Source organism: Roseovarius atlanticus (assembly GCF_019802205.1).
Lineage (GTDB): Bacteria > Pseudomonadota > Alphaproteobacteria > Rhodobacterales > Rhodobacteraceae > Roseovarius > Roseovarius atlanticus_A.
In genome coordinates this window covers 1,659,914-1,675,958 of record NZ_JAHVHQ010000003.1, presented here as the reverse complement: position 1 = coordinate 1,675,958, position 16,045 = coordinate 1,659,914, and the positions used below count along the sequence as shown (strand labels likewise).

General features: G+C 66.2%; 15 protein-coding genes. 3 read left to right on the top strand and 12 right to left on the bottom strand.

The annotated features are described in order from the left end of the window. Window positions 1–33 precede the first annotated feature (33 nt). The 12 genes from radA to KUV49_RS14045 all read right to left on the bottom strand — a co-directional run bounded on the left by radA (window position 34) and on the right by KUV49_RS14045 (window position 11,323). On the bottom strand, window positions 34–1,398 hold the full coding sequence (gene radA / locus KUV49_RS14100; protein ID WP_222450495.1) for a DNA repair protein RadA: 1,365 nt from the start codon (window positions 1,396–1,398) through the stop codon (window positions 34–36). A gap of 66 nt (window positions 1,399–1,464) precedes the next feature. After that, complete coding sequence (locus KUV49_RS14095) at window positions 1,465–2,229, bottom strand: DNA repair protein (RefSeq protein ID WP_222450494.1); 765 nt, start codon at window positions 2,227–2,229, stop codon at window positions 1,465–1,467. A 137-nt stretch (window positions 2,230–2,366) separates the two neighbouring features. Continuing rightward, entirely contained in the window at window positions 2,367–2,807 is a 441-nt protein-coding gene (locus KUV49_RS14090) for a paraquat-inducible protein A (RefSeq protein WP_222450493.1), read from the bottom strand. A gap of 188 nt (window positions 2,808–2,995) precedes the next feature. Next, window positions 2,996–3,448, bottom strand: a complete 453-nt coding sequence (locus KUV49_RS14085; RefSeq protein WP_222450492.1) for a hypothetical protein — start codon at window positions 3,446–3,448, stop codon at window positions 2,996–2,998. After that, window positions 3,445–4,191, bottom strand: coding sequence for an ABC transporter ATP-binding protein (locus KUV49_RS14080; protein ID WP_222450491.1), 747 nt, complete (start codon window positions 4,189–4,191; stop codon window positions 3,445–3,447). The genes KUV49_RS14085 and KUV49_RS14080 overlap by 4 nt, the downstream gene beginning before the upstream one ends. Further along, complete coding sequence (locus KUV49_RS14075) at window positions 4,188–4,856, bottom strand: hypothetical protein (RefSeq protein WP_222450490.1); 669 nt, start codon at window positions 4,854–4,856, stop codon at window positions 4,188–4,190. Before KUV49_RS14075 ends, KUV49_RS14080 begins: the two co-directional genes overlap by 4 nt. Window positions 4,857–4,860: 4 nt before the next feature. Then, window positions 4,861–5,646 (bottom strand): MlaE family ABC transporter permease, encoded by a 786-nt coding sequence (locus tag KUV49_RS14070; RefSeq protein WP_222450489.1) that lies wholly within the window; start codon window positions 5,644–5,646, stop codon window positions 4,861–4,863. Beyond that, on the bottom strand, window positions 5,643–6,683 hold the full coding sequence (gene alr / locus KUV49_RS14065; protein WP_222450488.1) for an alanine racemase: 1,041 nt from the start codon (window positions 6,681–6,683) through the stop codon (window positions 5,643–5,645). The genes KUV49_RS14070 and alr overlap by 4 nt, the downstream gene beginning before the upstream one ends. Before the next feature lie 61 nt (window positions 6,684–6,744). Next, the gene (locus KUV49_RS14060) at window positions 6,745–8,247 is read right to left on the bottom strand and encodes a replicative DNA helicase (RefSeq protein ID WP_222450487.1); all 1,503 of its coding nucleotides are present in this window, start codon (window positions 8,245–8,247) and stop codon (window positions 6,745–6,747) included. A 291-nt stretch (window positions 8,248–8,538) separates the two neighbouring features. Beyond that, window positions 8,539–9,213, bottom strand: coding sequence for an orotate phosphoribosyltransferase (locus tag KUV49_RS14055; RefSeq protein WP_222450486.1), 675 nt, complete (start codon window positions 9,211–9,213; stop codon window positions 8,539–8,541). Window positions 9,214–9,277: 64 nt separating this feature from the next. Beyond that, a complete protein-coding gene (gene pyrC / locus KUV49_RS14050) occupies window positions 9,278–10,315 on the bottom strand; it encodes a dihydroorotase (RefSeq protein ID WP_222450485.1) in 1,038 nt (345 codons plus the stop codon). A 42-nt stretch (window positions 10,316–10,357) separates the two neighbouring features. Then, window positions 10,358–11,323 carry a phosphoadenosine phosphosulfate reductase gene (locus KUV49_RS14045; RefSeq protein ID WP_222450484.1) on the bottom strand — a complete coding sequence of 322 codons (966 nt, stop codon included), beginning with the start codon at window positions 11,321–11,323 and terminating at the stop codon, window positions 10,358–10,360. A gap of 186 nt (window positions 11,324–11,509) precedes the next feature. Between KUV49_RS14045 and KUV49_RS14040 the strand changes: the two genes are divergently transcribed. From KUV49_RS14040 to KUV49_RS14030, 3 genes are all read left to right on the top strand, one after another. After that, window positions 11,510–12,418, top strand: a complete 909-nt coding sequence (locus KUV49_RS14040) for an AAA family ATPase (RefSeq protein ID WP_222450483.1) — start codon at window positions 11,510–11,512, stop codon at window positions 12,416–12,418. 118 nt (window positions 12,419–12,536) lie between these two features. Then, window positions 12,537–13,793, top strand: a complete 1,257-nt coding sequence (locus KUV49_RS14035) for a vWA domain-containing protein (protein ID WP_222451010.1) — start codon at window positions 12,537–12,539, stop codon at window positions 13,791–13,793. Window positions 13,794–13,918: 125 nt separating this feature from the next. Further along, a complete protein-coding gene (locus tag KUV49_RS14030; protein WP_222450482.1) occupies window positions 13,919–16,045 on the top strand; it encodes an OmpA family protein in 2,127 nt (708 codons plus the stop codon).

Below are 16,045 nucleotides of genomic sequence, written 5' to 3'. Positions count from 1 at the left end.
GAGCGCGTCCTGTTTTACCTTTGGTTTGGCGCGCTACCCGGCGCCGAAGATCTCACCTACGAAGCTGGTCAGGTCGCCCATGCGTTGCAGCGACAGACCGCCCGTGCCGCCGGTCTTGCCTCCGGCGGGAATGATTGCGGAGCTAAAACCAAGTTTTGCGGCTTCTTTCAACCTGTTTTCTGTTTGCGACACCGGGCGCAGGGCGCCGGAGAGGGAGATTTCGCCGAAAAGCACACATTCGGCGGGCAGGGCGGTGTCTTCCCGCGCACTGAGGAGCGCGGCGGCGACGGCAAGGTCGGCGGCGGGCTCGGAGATGCGGATGCCGCCGGCGACGTTGAGATAGACGTCGAGCCCGGCGAAGGGTACGGCGCAGCGGGCCTCGAGCACGGCGAGGATCATGGCGAGGCGCGCGCCATCCCAGCCCACCACGGCGCGGCGCGGCTGCGAATGCGGAGTGGGGGCGACGAGCGCCTGCATTTCCACGAGCACGGGGCGGGTGCCCTCGATGCCGGCGAAGACGACCGAGCCGGGCGAGGGGTCGCCGCGGCCCGACAAAAAGAGCGCGGAAGGGTTGGGCACCTCGGCGAGGCCCGCGCCCGTCATCTCGAACACGCCGATCTCGTCGGCGGGGCCGAAGCGGTTCTTGACCGCGCGCAGGATGCGGAACTGGTGACCGCGCTCGCCTTCGAAATAGAGCACCGAATCGACCATGTGCTCGACCACGCGGGGGCCGGCGATCTGGCCTTCCTTGGTGACGTGGCCGACCAGGACGACCGAGCAGCCCTTGCGCTTGGCGAAGGTGACAAGCTCGTGCGCGGCGGCGCGGACCTGGGCCACGGAGCCGGGCGCGCTGTCGACATTGTCGGCCCACATGGTCTGGATCGAATCGATGATGACAAGCTGGGGCGTGTCGCGGTCGAGCGTGGTGATGATGTCGCGCAGGGCGGTGGCGGTGGCCAGTTTCACCGGCGCGTCGCCCAGGCCCAGCCGCTGGGCGCGCATGCGGACCTGGGCGCTGGCCTCCTCGCCCGAGACGTAGACGGTTTTGAGTCCCGCCTGCGCGAAGCGGGCGGCGGCTTGCAAGAGCAGCGTGGACTTGCCGATGCCGGGGTCGCCGCCCACCAGCGTGGCCGAACCGGGGACGAGCCCGCCGCCAAGGACGCGGTCAAGCTCTGCCATCCCCGACATGGTGCGCGGCGGGGGCGCCTCGGCGGTGGACAGGTCGCTGAGCGCGATGGCGTTGCCACGCTTGGTGCCCAGCGATTTCGAGGCGGGGCCGGCGGAGAGCGGGGCCTCCTCGACGATGGTGTTCCATTCGCCGCAGGCGTCGCAGCGGCCGGACCACTTGGAATGGACGGCGCCGCAGGCGGTGCAGGTGAAGGAGGCGGTTTTTCCCATATGCGGGTGATGCCCCAAGCGCGGGGCGCGGTCAAACGCTGATGCCGTTCGGCCGGGCGGGGCGTGCTATTCGGCGGCGCGGTTGGGCAGGCCGACCACGGTGCCGTCGAGATCCGAGACCTCCTCGTAGCCCAGTTCGGGCAGGATCGGGCGCAGGTCGTCGCGCAGGCGCTCGAGCTGGCTGACCGCGACGCTTTCCTCCATCTCGACCTCCTGCGCCCATTGCTTGAGCCGGACGCCGACCGCCTTGGCGTGATCGAGCCGCTTGTTGAACTGCTCGACCTCCTGCTGGCGCTGCTTGAGGAATGCGCGGGCGCGGTCGACCTTGTCGTCGGAATAGATTTCGGCCAGTTCGCGGCTGATGTAGGACATCTGGGCCGCCACCTCCATGATCTGGGGCTCCAGCGATTCCAGGTCGGGATGTTCGCGCATGTAGGCGAGGCGTTCGCGCACGGCGTCGAATTCGGACTGGATCCGGAACATTCCGGCCCGGTCGGCGGCGTGGGCCGCGGCATAGGCCTGGGTGACGTCCTGCATGTTCATGTGAAAGCGGCGGTGGGAATTTTCCAGCGCCATGACGCGGGCATTCGCGGGCAGGTAGAAGCACAGCAGGACGGCGAGAACGGTCAGACCGATCTGGGCGATTTTGCCCGCGTTTTCATACACCTGTCCGCCGAAGCTGACCTGGAATTCCAGCCAGGGCAGGACGCCGAACGCGGCGAGCGCGGTCGCGAGCGTCAGCCCGAGCGCGGCCAGGGCGAACACGGCCACGGCAAGGCGGTTCAGGAAATACTGCGCAACAACAATTACCGAACGAATCGTCTCGGTCATCACTTCCCCCCAAGAAAGTGCACCACACTCTGTATCGGCAAGTTTACGCCGAGAAAGCGAAATCACCTACAGTAAATTTAACGCATTTCGGGAGGATCGCGGGACAATCCGCGTTTTACGCGGAAAATTGTTTCCGTTTACGCGACGGCGCGGCCGGGCTTTTCGGTGAAATGCCCGATGGCCAGGGACGCGAGAATGCAGCCGGTGAAGAGGTAGAGGCCCCAGGCGGTCTCGATCCGGCCCACGCCGACGCCCTTGGAGAGGGTGATGTAGACCGCAATGAGAAAGATGTCGGCCATGGCGAGTTTTCCCAGGATGTGCAGGACCGGCAGGGTCTTGCGCCGCAAAAGGCCGAAATGGATGAGCGCGAGGCCGATGGTCTTCACGTAAGGCGCGAAGAGGGCGAAGAAGGTGACAATGAGGGCGAGGAAGACGTCGCTGTCCCAGAGGCTTTGCAACCCGGTGATGACGGAGATTTCCGACAGGCCGAAGAGCGGCAGGAGGCCGGCGCGCATCAGCGGGGCGAACCAGGCGACGGGGAAAAGGACCAGCAGGGTCAGGTTGAGGTATTTGAGCATGAAAGGCCTTTGAAGGAACGACCCAGAGGTAAGCATGTCGCGTTGCAGGGGCAAGCGCGGGATAAGGGGAAAGCACGATGGTAGGTGTCCGGTTGTGCGACAATGCCGCAAAAGTCTTGAGAAGACTTTTGCCAAAACTTTTTGAAAAGTTTTGGCAGGGGCGATGTGCGTGTCACGCGCAGCTGGCGTCAGACAAGAGGGTAGGCCAAGGTCATCAGAGTGACGGTCCACCCAACGGTCCAGATATCGTAGGGCAGCATGGGAAACCGCGAAAGGACACGGCCTGACGCAGGCCATCGGCGTGCGATGCAAGAGAGCCACGGTGTCGGAAGCCCTGTCTCGTTTTTGAGTATCGTTCTGAGTCTCAAACCGCTGGCGATAAGGCAGGCGGAGCCGATGTAGGTTGGCAGTGAGGAGCCAAGAGGCGACGACATCAGAAAACAGATCATCGCAACGACGAATATTGCATAGGATGGCCGCATCTTTTTCAGTATGGCACGTTGTTCGGCAGTCATTGTCGACCGTGCAAGTCCATGACGAAAATGTGCGTGGCGATAAAGCGGTGGCAACCCGCCGAAGACCCAGGCGGTCGTGATGAAATAGACCATGGCGCCGAGAAGGACCAGGAGACTGTCGTTCATCGCACCGCCTCGATCGGCCCCTCGGCGGAGCCGGTGATGAACTGTTCGAGATAGGGATCCCCGGAATTGTCCATCCGGGCCACCGGGCCGGTCCAGCGGATCTTGCCGCCGTGGAGCATGGCGACGTTGTCGGCGATGGCGCGCACCGAGGTCATGTCGTGGGTGATGGTCATGGCGGTGGCGCCCATTTCCACCACGATCTCGCGGATGAGCTCGTTGATGACGCCCGACATGATGGGGTCGAGGCCGGTGGTGGGCTCGTCGAAGAAGATGATCTCGGGTTCGGCGCAGATGGCGCGGGCCAGCCCGACGCGTTTCTGCATCCCGCCCGACAGCTCGGCGGGGTACTTGTCGGCCTGCTCGGGGGTGAGGCCGACGCGGCGCAGTTTCTCGATGGCGATCTCGCGGGCCTCCGCCCAGGGGCGTTTCAGCGAGCCGCGCAAGAGGCGGAAGGCGACGTTCTGCCAGACGGGGAGTGAGTCGAACAAGGCACCGCCCTGAAACAGCATTCCGAAGCGGGCGAGGAAGGCGTCGCGGTCGCCCTTGGTGACGTCCTGGCCGTCGAGGGTGATGAGGCCGCTGTCATGCTGGATGAGGCCGAGGATGCATTTCAGGACCACGGATTTGCCGGTGCCCGAGCCGCCGATGATGACCATCGACGTGCCCTTGGGAATCGACAGGTTCACGCCGCGCAGGACGTGGTTGTCGCCGAAGGCTTTGTGGACGTCGCGCAGCTCAATCATACCTCTTTGTTATCCTCGGGCGCTGGAAGCTGCTTTACCTCCTCTGGTTCAGGGAGTTGATCGTACTCTTTCGTGCCTTTTCGTGCGATGCTAACTACCTCTTTCATACGATCCGTCAGTGGTTTTACATCTTTTCCGAATTTGCCAAGCGTTTCGCCTAAGTCGTTGATCCCACCTCGAACAACGTCGTACAGCCCCTCTGGTTTTTTGGTTTCGGTTTCTATGGCGGCGAGCCTGTTGAGTAACCGAATTTTGTGCGGCTCATCGAAATCTGTAGAAGCGAAAATTATCTTTCTCATTTCGGAGCAAAGCTCAAAGATCCGAGTGGCACCCGCTTCCGAGGCGGTGAAAGTTGGAATTAGGCTCTTTGATTGGCCACTTGCACCCATGTCTAACATCGAAATCTGCACCTCGATCATGCCCAAAACTCGCGATATTCCGGTTTCCAAGTCTACTTCGTCCGAGCCAGTCTCCGGGTCTATCAAAGCTTCTATTGTCTCAAGGACACTTGGAGAAATTTGAGTATCCAGTTCTTCCAAAGGAAGGCGAGCTGCCTCAAGCCCTCCCAAGTAGTCGAAGTAGCCTGCATTTTCGGCCAACTGCGCCGTTCGAAGTGTTTCACGTGCGAGTTGCAGTAGCTTTTTTTGGTTTTCAATTATCATCATTCGATCATACCGAGAAGAACACCCCCGTCAGCAGGAAGTTGGCGGCGAGGATGAGGATGGCGGCGGCCTGCACGGAGCCTTTGGTGGCGCGGCCCACGCCCTGTGCCCCGCGGCCCGAGTTCATGCCGTAATAGCAGCCCATGACGGCGGCGATGACGCCGAAGACCGCGCCCTTGACCAGGGACGAGATGATGTCCAGCGGTTCGAGAAAGTTGACGGTGTTCTGGATATAGGTGGCGGCGTTGAAGCCGAGGTTCTGCACGCCCACGGTATAGCCGCCCAGGATGCCGATGATGTCGCCCACGCCGACCAGCAGCGGCACGGTGATCAGGGCCGCCAGCACGCGAGGGGCGACGAGGTATTTCATCGGGTGGGTCGAGAGCGTGACGAGCGCGTCGATCTGCTCGGTCACTTTCATGGTGGCGATCTCGGCGGCGATGGAGGAGGTCACGCGGGCGGCGATCATCAGGCCCACCAGCACCGGGCCAAGCTCGCGCACCATACCGATGGCGACGATCTGGGGCACCACGGCCTCGGCGTTGAAGCGGGCGCCGCCCGAGTAGATCTGCAAGGCCAGCGCGCCGCCGGTGAAGATGGCCGTGAGGCCCACCACGGGCAGCGACAGCCAGCCCACCTGCATCAGCGCGTTGAAAAGTTCGCGCGGGTAGAAGGGCGGGCGCAGGATGTGGCTGAAGGTCGAAAGCGCGAAAAGCGTGATCCGCCCCAGCATCGCCAGCGCGGCCAGCGCGTTGCGCCCGAGCGCGGCGAGGGGCGACAGGATCAGGGTCATCCGCCGATATAGAGCCGGTCGTAGCGGGCGCCCATCGCGGTCAGGATCTCGTAGCCGATGGTGCCGGCGTTGTCGGCCAGGTCGTCCACCGTCTGATCTTCGCCCAGGATGCGCAGCCATTTGGGGTCATGGCCCAGGTCCGTGATGTCGACCGAGATCGAATCCATCGAGATGCGGCCCGCGACCGGGCAGGGGATCTCGTCGGCGTAGAGCACGGTTTTCGGCCCCATGAGGCGATGGATGCCGTCGCCGTAGCCCGAGGAGACGGTGGCGATGCGGGTCTCGCGCGTGGCGGTGAAGGTGTTGCCGTAGCCCACCGTCTCGCCGACCTCCAGCATGCGTGTCTGGATCACCGGCAGATCGAGCGTGACCACGGGGCGGGCCGTCTCGAACGGCAGGCCGCCATAGAGACCGATGCCGGGGCGGCACATGTCGAAGTGATACTCCGGGCCCAGCAGCATACCACCCGTCTGGGCGAAACAGCGGGGCACGCCGGTGCCGTCGGTCATCTCGCGGAAGGCGGCCAGTTGTTGCGCGTTCATCGGGTGGTCGGGATCGTCGGCGCAGGCGAGGTGCGAGATCAGCAGCACGGGGCTCGCCGCGAGCACCATGTCGCGCACCGCGGCCCACTCGGCGGGCTCCATCCCCAGGCGGTTCATGCCCGAATCGAGCTGGATGCCGAAGGGGTGGCCGGGCAGCGCCTCGAGATGGCGGATGATCTGCTCGGTCGAGTTGAGCATGGGCGTGAGGCCCAGGTCCGAGATCATGTCGGTGTCGCCGGCCATGTGGCCCGAGAAGACGTGGATGTCCGGCTTGGGGCCGAGCGCCTGGCGCAGCGCGACGCCTTCCTTGGGGACGGCCACGAAGAAGGTTCGGGCGCCGGCGCGGGCCAGCGCGCGGGCGATGCGGTCCATGCCGAGGCCGTAGCCGTCGGCCTTGACCACTGCGGCGGTTTCCACCTCGGTCTGCGCGTCGAGCGCGCGCCAGTTGGCGACGAGCGCGTCGAGATCGATGGTAAGCTTGCCGGTACTACTCATGGGCCGTGGTTTTGACCGGATGGGACGGGGGGTCAAGCCCAAAGGCGGGCATGACGCGGACTCAGAACTCGCCGCCGTCCTGTTGCCACGGTTTGGCGAGGTTGCCGAAACGGGTGAACTGGCCTTCGAAGCTGAGTTCGACGGTGCCGATGGGGCCATGGCGCTGTTTGCCGATGACGACCTCGGCGCGGCCATGCAGGCGTTCCATGCGTTCCTGCCAGGCGGCGATTTCCTCGAGCTTGTCGTCGGAGGGTTTCTCGCGCTCGGCGTAGTATTCCTCGCGGAAGACGAACATCACCACGTCGGCGTCCTGTTCGATCGAGCCGGATTCGCGCAGGTCGGAAAGCTGCGGGCGCTTGTCCTCGCGGCTCTCGACCTGGCGCGAAAGCTGCGACAGGGCGATGACGGGGATGTCGAGCTCCTTGGCGATGGCCTTGAGGCCCTGGGTGATCTCTGAGACCTCGTTGACGCGGCTGTCCTTCGCCGAAGCGGGGCGCACGAGCTGGAGGTAGTCGACGATCAGAACGTCCAGCCCGTGCGTCCGCTTCAGCCGACGGGCACGCGCGGCCAGCTGGGAGATGGGCAGGGCGGGCGTGTCGTCGATGTAAAGGGGGCAGGATTCGAGGGTCTTGGCGGCCTCGACGAAGCGGCGGAACTCGGTTTCCGTCATGTCGCCGCGGCGGATCTGCTCGGAGGGCACCTCGGCGGCCTCGGAGAGCACACGGGCGGCCAGCTGTTCGGCGCTCATCTCGAGCGAGTAGAAGCCGACGACACCGCCCTCGACCGCGCCTTCGGAGCCGTCGGGGAGCGTGCCGCGGTTGTAGGCCTTGGCGATGTTGAAGGCGATGTTGGTCGCCAGCGACGTCTTGCCCATCGAGGGGCGGCCGGCGAGAATGAGAAGGTCGGACTTGTGCAGGCCGCCCAGTTTCTTGTCCATGTCGACGAGGCCGGTGGAGATGCCGGCGAGGCCGCCGTCGCGCTGGTAGGCGGCGTTGGCCACGTTAACTGCGTCGGTTACGGCCCTGAGAAAGCTTTGAAATCCGGTCTCGGACTGGCCCTGTTCGGAAAGCTTGTAGAGCTTCTGTTCGGCCTCGACGATCTGGTCGCGGGGTTCCATGTCGACCTCGGCGCGCTGGGCCTTGCCGGCGATGTCGTGGCCAAGCCCGATCAGCTCGCGGCGGATCGCCATGTCATAGATCATCTGGGCGTAGTCGCGCGCCGCAAATGCCGAGATCGCGGCGCCGGCGAGGCGGGCGAGGTAGGCCGGACCGCCCAGCTCCTTCAGGCCCTCGTCGTCTTCGAGGAAGGTCTTGAGCGTCACCGGCGAGGCCAGGTTGCCCTTGGCGATGCGGGCGGCGGCGGTCTCGTAGATGCGGGCGTGGACGGGATCGTAGAAATGCTGCGGCCCGATCAGGTTGGCGACCCGGTCGTAGATGTCGTTGTTGGTCAGGATCGCGCCCAGAAGCTGCTGTTCGGCCTCGGTGGAATGCGGCAGGGCATCCGGTGCCGGCGCGTCCTGTACGGCCGGTGTGCCGGACGCGTTGATGGTCGCAACTTCGTTCATTTCTTCCCCCGTACTGCTCTGGTTCCGGGTTGCGGCGCGATGGCCCCGATCGCGCTCTGCCCCGGTAGGGCGGTGTCTTAGCGAGGCGGCCTGCGCGGTGGCAACTTGTATCTTTGTGTGGATACTCTGTGGATATCCTCACCCTACAATATTTTGCATCCCAGAGCACCCCAACGTCAAGATTTCGTTGCCGTGCGGTGCGAGATGCACGCTAACGTTGCGTCATCACAACGTTAAAAATATTTCACGAACGGGGTTGCCCGGGGGACGCCGCCGGCGACTCGGGGTCGCCTAGCTGCGGGCGGCCTGCCAGGCGCGCGGATCGTCGAGAAACGATTCGACCCCGTCGAGCGTGGACGCGTCGAAGCTGCCCTGCGCGCGGGCCTCTTCCAGCACGTCGCGCCAGGTGCAGAGGTAATGCAGCGCCACGCCGTGGTCGCCCAGGGTCTTCTCGGTCTCGGGGAAGATGCCGTAGTAGAAGATGACGGCGGTGTGCCCGCAGCTGGCGCCGGTGTCGCGGATGGCATCGACGAAGCTGAGCTTGGAGCCGCCATCGGTGGTCAGGTCCTCGACCAGCAGAACGCGGTCGGCATCGGTCATGGCGCCCTCGATGCGGGCGTTGCGGCCATAGCCCTTGGGTTTCTTGCGCACGTAAGTCATCGGCAGGGCCATGCGCTCGGCCACCAGCGCGGCGAAGGGGATGCCCGCGGTCTCGCCGCCGGCGATGTTGGTGAAGGCCTCGAAGCCGGCGTTGCGCATCACGGTGACGGTCAGGAAGTCCATCAGCGTGGACCGGATGCGCGGGAAGGAGATGAGCTTGCGGCAGTCGATATAGGTCGGGCTGGGCAGGCCGGAGGCCAGCGTGAAGGGCTCGTCGGCGTTGAAATGCACCGCCTCTATTTCCAGCAGCATCCGGGCGGTGAGGCGGGCGATCTCGGCTTGGTCGGGGTAGGTCGAGGGGATCATGCGGGCGGTCCTTGGTGGCAGGTGTCGGAGCCTCCGGCGGGGATATTTGGGGCCAGAGGAAGAATCAGGTGACGCGCCAGTGCAGCGGCATCTGGGGGTCGAAGACGGTGACGGGGCCGTCGCCGGTGTCGATGCGTGGCGGATAGGTGACGGGGTCGCCCTTGGTGAGCGTGATCGTGTCGGTGCTGACGGGCAGGCCGTAGAAGGCGGGGCCATGTTCCGAGGCGAAGCCGGCGAGGCGGTCGAGGGCGCCTTCCTGCTCGAACACCTCGGCCAGGATCGAGAGCGTGTTGGTGGCGGTGAAGCAGCCCGCACAGCCGCAGGCCGTCTCCTTGGCCGCGTCAACATGGGGGGCCGAGTCCGTGCCGAGAAAGAAGCGGGCGTCGCCGGAGGTCGCGGCGGCGCGGAGCGCGAGGCGGTGTTCCTCGCGCTTGGCCACGGGCAGGCAGTAGTAATGCGGTTTGATGCCGCCCACGAGGAGGTGGTTGCGGTTAATGACGAGGTGGTGCGTGGTGATGGTGGCGCCGAGATTTTCGGGGTTCGATTTGACGTAGTCCACGCCTTGCCGCGTGGTGATGTGTTCCATCACGACGCGCAGGCCGGGCGTGGCGCGGCGCAGCGGGTCGAGCACGCGGTCGATGAACACCGCCTCGCGGTCGAAGATGTCGATCTCGGGATCGGTGACCTCGCCGTGCACGCAGAGCGGCATGCCGATTTCGGCCATCCGTTCCAGCACCGGGCGCACGCGGTCGAAGTCGCGCACGCCGGAGGCGGAGTTGGTCGTGGCGCCTGCCGGGTAGAGCTTGAGCGCTGTCACCAGGCCCGACGCGTGGGCGGCGGCCACGTCAGCCGGATCGGTGTCCTCGGTGAGGTAGAGCGTCATCAGCGGGGTGAAGTCCATGCCACTGGGCAAGGCGGACAGGATCCGGTCGCGATAGGCGGCGGCCTCGGCCCCGGTCACGACCGGCGGCACGAGGTTGGGCATGACGATGGCGCGTCCGAAATGGCGCGCGGTTTCGGGCAGGACCGCGCGCAGCACCGCGCCGTCGCGCAGGTGCAGGTGCCAGTCATCGGGGCGGGGGATGGTCAGGGTCCGGCTCATGGCCGAAGGCCTTACAACAGCACGCGCGCCTGTGCCAGAGCCTCAGTCGATTTCGCGGGGCGGCATGGCCACGCCCTGTTCCTCGGCCTTGTCGTAGGCGGCGCGGATCGCGCGGCGAAACCGCGGCCCCGGCGTTTCGCGCATCACGGCCTGCGCCAGCCGCGCGGTGTGGTAGAGCCGTCCGTCGTCTTCGAGCCGGGCCAGGATGGACTTGAGGTAGGGCACGTCCGTGCGGCGGGCGCGGTAGAGCCGGGCGAGCGACGCGGTGTCGAGCTTGCCCGCGCTGAACCGGGCGATGATCCGCAGAAGGATGTTCATGCGTATCAGGCTGCGGTCCAGCCGCGGACCCATGAAGCGCATCCGGAAGCGCATCACGTTGGCGCGGGCGAAGAGCGCCGCATGCATGGCGTCTTCCTCGATGTCCGGATCGTAGAGGATGACGGCGCGGTCGGCCGCGTCGAGCATGTCGGGGGCATAGCCGTAGCGGCTGGTGAAATCGAGCCGGCGGCGTCGGCGGAACCGTTCGTCCCATTCGGTCATGCGCGGGTCGAGCGTGGCCTGTGGCTGGATCGCCAGCACCCTGGCGCCGGGGGCCGCGACCGAGAAGGCGGCGGCGGCATAGCCCGCGGGGCCGGCGCCGTAAAAGATCACCTGGTCGAACTCCTCGAAGAAGCCGTCATCGACGAGCCGGTCGAAATAGCCATAGACGCGGCCTTCGCGGAACCAGCTGTCGGTCTTGCTGGCAAGGCAGAGATGCGACCAGCCGAGCGCGCGCGCCAGATCCCAGCCCATCGGCCGGGCCTCGGGGGAGACCACGCGCAGGCTGGCGAAGGATTCGAAGGTCACCAGGAGGGTCGGCTTGTGCTCGATGAAGATCGCCGCATGGTCCGCCCCCAGCCGTTCGACATAGCCGTCGGCATCGGCGACGTCGTCCAGCCGGTCAAGCCAGTCCTCCCAGTCCAGCCCGGACAGGGACGCCTCCAGCGCCTTGGGGGTATCTGCGCACATGCTCGGTCCTCGATACTCGAAAAGCCCCGCTTCGCACGGGTGATTGACCGGCAAGCTAGGCAGCAAAAACGGCGAAACTTTGGAGAATTGGTGGGGTTTCTTGGGGGGCGGTGACGTACGGCGCGACCGGCGCGGCCCTTGACGGCGCGACAAACCCGTGCAGTTCTGCGGCGAAAGGGAGCCGCGATGACCGATCTGACATCCATAGACGACGTGCAGGCCATGCTGGCCCGGGAGGGCTATGTCTGCGGGCGCGGCCTGGGGACGGTGGTGTACCTGGGGTTGCGCCTGGGCCGGCCGCTGTTCCTGGAGGGCGAGGCCGGCGTCGGCAAGACCGAGATCGCCAAGGCGCTCGCCGCCGGGCTTGGGCGGCGGTTGATACGCCTGCAATGCTACGAGGGGCTGGATGCGTCGAGCGCGGTCTACGAGTGGAATTTCGCCGAGCAGATGATCGCCATTCGCGCCGCCGAGGCCACCGGCGGTGTCGACCGTGACAGGCTGACCGACGAGCTCTTCACCGAGGAGTTCCTGATCGAGCGGCCGCTCCTGCAGGCGATGCGCCCGCAGGAGGGCGGCGCGCCGGTGCTCTTGATCGACGAGCTGGACCGGACCGACGCGCCGTTCGAGGCGTTCCTGCTGGAAGCGCTGAGCGATTTCCAGGTGACGATCCCCGAGCTGGGGACGATCGCGGCGCCCGAGCCGCCCATCGTTGTGCTGACCTCGAACCGCACGCGCGAAGTGCATGACGCGCTGAAGCGGCGGTGCCTGTATCACTGGGTCGACTACCCGAGTTTCGACCGCGAGATCGAGATTCTGCAGGCCCGCGCGCCCGAGGCCGCAGAGACGCTCAGCCGCGAGGTGGTGGCCTTTGTCCAGAAGCTGCGCACCGAGGACCTGTTCAAGAAACCGGGCGTGGCCGAGACCATCGACTGGGCCAAGTGCCTCCTGGCGCTGGACGTGATCAGCCTCAGCCCCGAGGTGATCGCCGACACGCTGGGCGCGATCCTGAAATACCAGGACGATATCCAGAAATTGCAGGGCTCCGAGGCCAAGCGCCTCCTCGACGAGGCCAAGGCGGGGCTGGAACCGGCGTGAGTCTTCCTCTGGCCTTAAATATCCCGGGGGTTTGGGGGCTGGCCCCCAATCGAACCTGTGTTTGGGGGCTGGCCCCCATTGGAACCGACATTCGGGACCGCTGCGCGCGCGCCGGTGCCTGATGGAGTATGCCGATCTCGACCTGCCGGAGCATCCCAGGCTCGGCCACAATATCACCCATTTCGCCCGGGCCCTGCGCAAGGCCGGGGTGCCGGTGGGGCCGGGGCGGGTGATCGACGCGATCCGGGCGGTCGAGGCGGCGGGGTTCACCTCGCGGTCCGATTTCTTCTACGCGCTCAGGGCCTGTTTCGTCAGCCGTCCCGAGCATCGCGCAGTCTTTGCCCAGGTCTTTCGCCTTTACTGGCGCGACCCGCGCTACATGGAGCACATGATGGCGATGATGCTGCCCGCCATTCGCGGCGTGCAGGATCATCGCACGGCACAGGCGGCCGAAAAACGCGCGGCCGAGGCGCTGCTGGACGGGATCGAGCCGGACCTCCCCGAGGCCGAGCCGCAAGGGAATGACGAAGAGACGCAGATCGAGATCGACGCGTCGCTGACCATGAGCCGCGACGAGCGGCTGAAGACCCTCGATTTCGAACAGATGAGCACCGCCGAGATCGCGCAGGCCAAGCGCATGCTGGCAAGGCTGAGCCTGCCGGTGAAGCCCTTTGCCTCGCGCCGAGGGATGCCCAGCCACACCGGCCACCGGGTCGATGCGCGCAGGACGCTTCGCGCGGCGATGCGGCGCGGCGGCGAGCTGCGCCGGATCCACCTGCAGAAACCGCGCCCGCGCTGGCCGAACCTGGTGGTGTTGTGCGATATTTCCGGCTCCATGAGCCAATACAGCCGTATGGTCCTGCATTTCCTGCATGCCGTGGCCAACCAGAAGGGGGCGGGCTGGGCCAAGGTGCATGCCTTCACCTTCGGCACGCGGCTGACCAACATCACGCGCCACCTGGACACGCGCGACGTCGATGCCGCGTTGGCCGCCGCCGGCGCCGAGGCGCAGGATTGGGAAGGTGGCACCCGGATCGGGGACTGCCTGCACCAGTTCAACCGCGACTGGTCGCGCCGGGTGACGGGGCAGGGCGCGGTGGTGCTGCTGATCACCGACGGGCTGGACCGGGACGGGACCGCGGACCTGGGCCGCGAGATGCAGCGCCTGCACCTGTCGGCGCGGCGGCTGATCTGGCTGAACCCGCTGCTGCGCTGGGACGGGTTCGCGCCCAAGGCGGCGGGAATCAGGGCCATGCTGCCCCATGTCGACGCGTTTCGCGCCGGTCATTCCATCGCCACGCTGGAAGATCTTGCCGCCGTCATCAGCCGGCGCGACGATGCCGGCGAGAAAACGCGCCTCATGCAACAGCTGTGAGTCCGGGCGGATCGGCGACCCCATGCCGATTTTACGCCCCGGTGTCGGGAACCCCCCATGCACCCCCAACGTTAGGGAGGGTAGCCACGCAAGCGCGGGGCATCCGAACTCTGGGAGAGAGAGACATGCGTAGACTGACTTTGACATCGACGACCGCGGCCCTCGCTTTGGCGATCGGCCAGACCGCACCGCTGCCGCTGGCGGCTGAAACGGCCTTGCAGGAGGCGCAGGACGGAACGTATCGCACCGCGCAAGCCGATGTCGACACGACCGAGCCGAATGTCGACGAATCGGTGCTGTCGCAGGCAGCCGAGGAGGTCGAAGAGGCCGCCGAGGCTGCCGAAGCCGAGGCCAAGGCCGCCGAAGAGGCTGCTGAAGCCGAGGCAGCAGAAGCCGCTCAGGCCGCCGAAGAGCAGGCCGAAGCGGAGCAGCAAGCCGCTGAGGCCGAAGCGCAGGCCGAAGCCGATGCCGCTGCACAGGCCGAAGCCGATGCCGCCGCGCAAGCGGAAGCGGACGCCGCCGTGCAAGCCGAGGCCGATGCGGCGCCGGCAGAGACGGAGGCCGAGCAGGCTGCGGAGTCGACGGCTGACGCTGCGGAGTCGACGGCCGAGAGCGTCGAAGAGGATGCGCAGCAGCTGGAGCAGGCTCTCGAGACCGAGCAGGCCGAAGCCGAAGCGCAGGCCGATGCGCAGGCAACATCCGAGACCGAGGCAGAGGCAGAGGTGCAGGCCGACGGGTCTGCCGATACCGCCGAGACCACCGAGGCCGAGGCCAACGAGCCCGAGACAAACGAAGCCGGGGCCGCCGCGCAGGCCGAGACAGGCGCCGAGACGGAGGATGCCGCCGAGACGACCGAGCCGGATGCAGCCGAGCTGAAGCAGGCGCTTGAGGCCGAGCAGGCGGAAGCCGGAGCCGAGGCCGAGGACAGCGCCGACTCTGGCGAAGCTGCCGACGCGGCGGAGCAGGATGCAACCGAGCCGGAGCAGGCGCTTGAAGCCGAACAGACCGACACCGACACGGCTGCCGGCAGCGAAGAACAGACAGGTCAAGAACAGACCGGCGAAGAACAGACAGCGGACCAGGCGGCCACCGAGCAGCCCGAGCCGCAGATCGACGAAGACCCGGTCGAACAGGCAGAGGCACAGGCCCAAGCCGCGGCCCAGGTCGAGGAACAGGCCGCTGACGTGGCCGCTGCCAGTGACGACGCCGAAGCCGTGAACAGCGAAGAGGTGACGCTGACCGAGGAGAACACGCGGTCCTCGGACGAGGAGTTCGAGACGACGGTGGGCGGCAATGCGCAGACCGAGGCCAACACCCAGAACGCGCCCGCCGCAGGCACCCCTGTGACCAGCGACGACCGCGACGAGAACCTGCGCAACATCCTGACCGCTGCGGCCGCCATCGGCCTGGGCGCATACACGATCGGGCAGGTGACCGACGACGGCGGCACGGTCGTGTCCAACAGCGGCGACCGCGTTGTGGTCGAGCGCGACGGGCGGTATCGCATCATCAAGGATGACGACGCGCTTCTGCGCCGTCCGGGCAGCGACGTGAGGGTCCAGACCTTCGACGATGGCTCGACCCGCAGCACCGTGACGGCCCAGGACGGCAGCCAGACCATCACCGTGAGGGCTGCGGACGGCCGCGTGCTGCGCCGGACGCAGGTTTACCCCAACGGCGACCAGGTGGTGCTGTTCGACGACACGCGCCAGGTCGAGGCGGTGAACGTGCAGCAACTGTCGGACACCCGCGCGCAGGAATACGAATATGCCAACGCGTCGGAAGACGAACTGCGCCAGGCCATCCTGGCGACGCGGGATACGCCGACCGCGCGCCGCTTTTCGCTGAACCAGGTGCGCTTCGTGGACGCCGTGCGCCACCAGGTGCCGGTGATCGCGCTGGACACGGTGAATTTCGAGACCGGCAGCGCCGTCATCCGGCCGGAAGAGGCCAAGGCGCTTTCGGTGCTGGGCAACGCCATGCGGGACTCCATCTCGGAGGATCCGCGCCAGGTGTTCCTGATCGAAGGTCACACCGACACGGTCGGCCCGGCCAGCAACAACCTTGCGCTGTCGGACCGCCGGGCGGAATCGGTGGCACTTGCGCTGACCGAGTATTTCGACGTGCCGCCGGCGAACATGATCGTGCAGGGCTATGGCGAAGCCGACCTGAAGATCCGCCAGGCCGGTGACATCCGCGAGAACCGCCGCGCGGCGGTCCGCAACATCACCGGGCTTCTGAACGACAGCTAA

Coding starts and splice junctions, on each gene's coding strand:
- radA (WP_222450495.1), bottom strand. CDS start 1,398: ATGGGAAAAACCGCCTCCTTCACCTGCACCGCCTGCGGCGCCGTCCAT.
- KUV49_RS14095 (WP_222450494.1), bottom strand. CDS start 2,229: ATGACCGAGACGATTCGTTCGGTAATTGTTGTTGCGCAGTATTTCCTG.
- KUV49_RS14090 (WP_222450493.1), bottom strand. CDS start 2,807: ATGCTCAAATACCTCAACCTGACCCTGCTGGTCCTTTTCCCCGTCGCC.
- KUV49_RS14085 (WP_222450492.1), bottom strand. CDS start 3,448: ATGAACGACAGTCTCCTGGTCCTTCTCGGCGCCATGGTCTATTTCATC.
- KUV49_RS14080 (WP_222450491.1), bottom strand. CDS start 4,191: ATGATTGAGCTGCGCGACGTCCACAAAGCCTTCGGCGACAACCACGTC.
- KUV49_RS14075 (WP_222450490.1), bottom strand. CDS start 4,856: ATGATGATAATTGAAAACCAAAAAAAGCTACTGCAACTCGCACGTGAA.
- KUV49_RS14070 (WP_222450489.1), bottom strand. CDS start 5,646: ATGACCCTGATCCTGTCGCCCCTCGCCGCGCTCGGGCGCAACGCGCTG.
- alr (WP_222450488.1), bottom strand. CDS start 6,683: ATGAGTAGTACCGGCAAGCTTACCATCGATCTCGACGCGCTCGTCGCC.
- KUV49_RS14060 (WP_222450487.1), bottom strand. CDS start 8,247: ATGAACGAAGTTGCGACCATCAACGCGTCCGGCACACCGGCCGTACAG.
- KUV49_RS14055 (WP_222450486.1), bottom strand. CDS start 9,213: ATGATCCCCTCGACCTACCCCGACCAAGCCGAGATCGCCCGCCTCACC.
- pyrC (WP_222450485.1), bottom strand. CDS start 10,315: ATGAGCCGGACCCTGACCATCCCCCGCCCCGATGACTGGCACCTGCAC.
- KUV49_RS14045 (WP_222450484.1), bottom strand. CDS start 11,323: ATGTGCGCAGATACCCCCAAGGCGCTGGAGGCGTCCCTGTCCGGGCTG.
- KUV49_RS14040 (WP_222450483.1), top strand. CDS start 11,510: ATGACCGATCTGACATCCATAGACGACGTGCAGGCCATGCTGGCCCGG.
- KUV49_RS14030 (WP_222450482.1), top strand. CDS start 13,919: ATGCGTAGACTGACTTTGACATCGACGACCGCGGCCCTCGCTTTGGCG.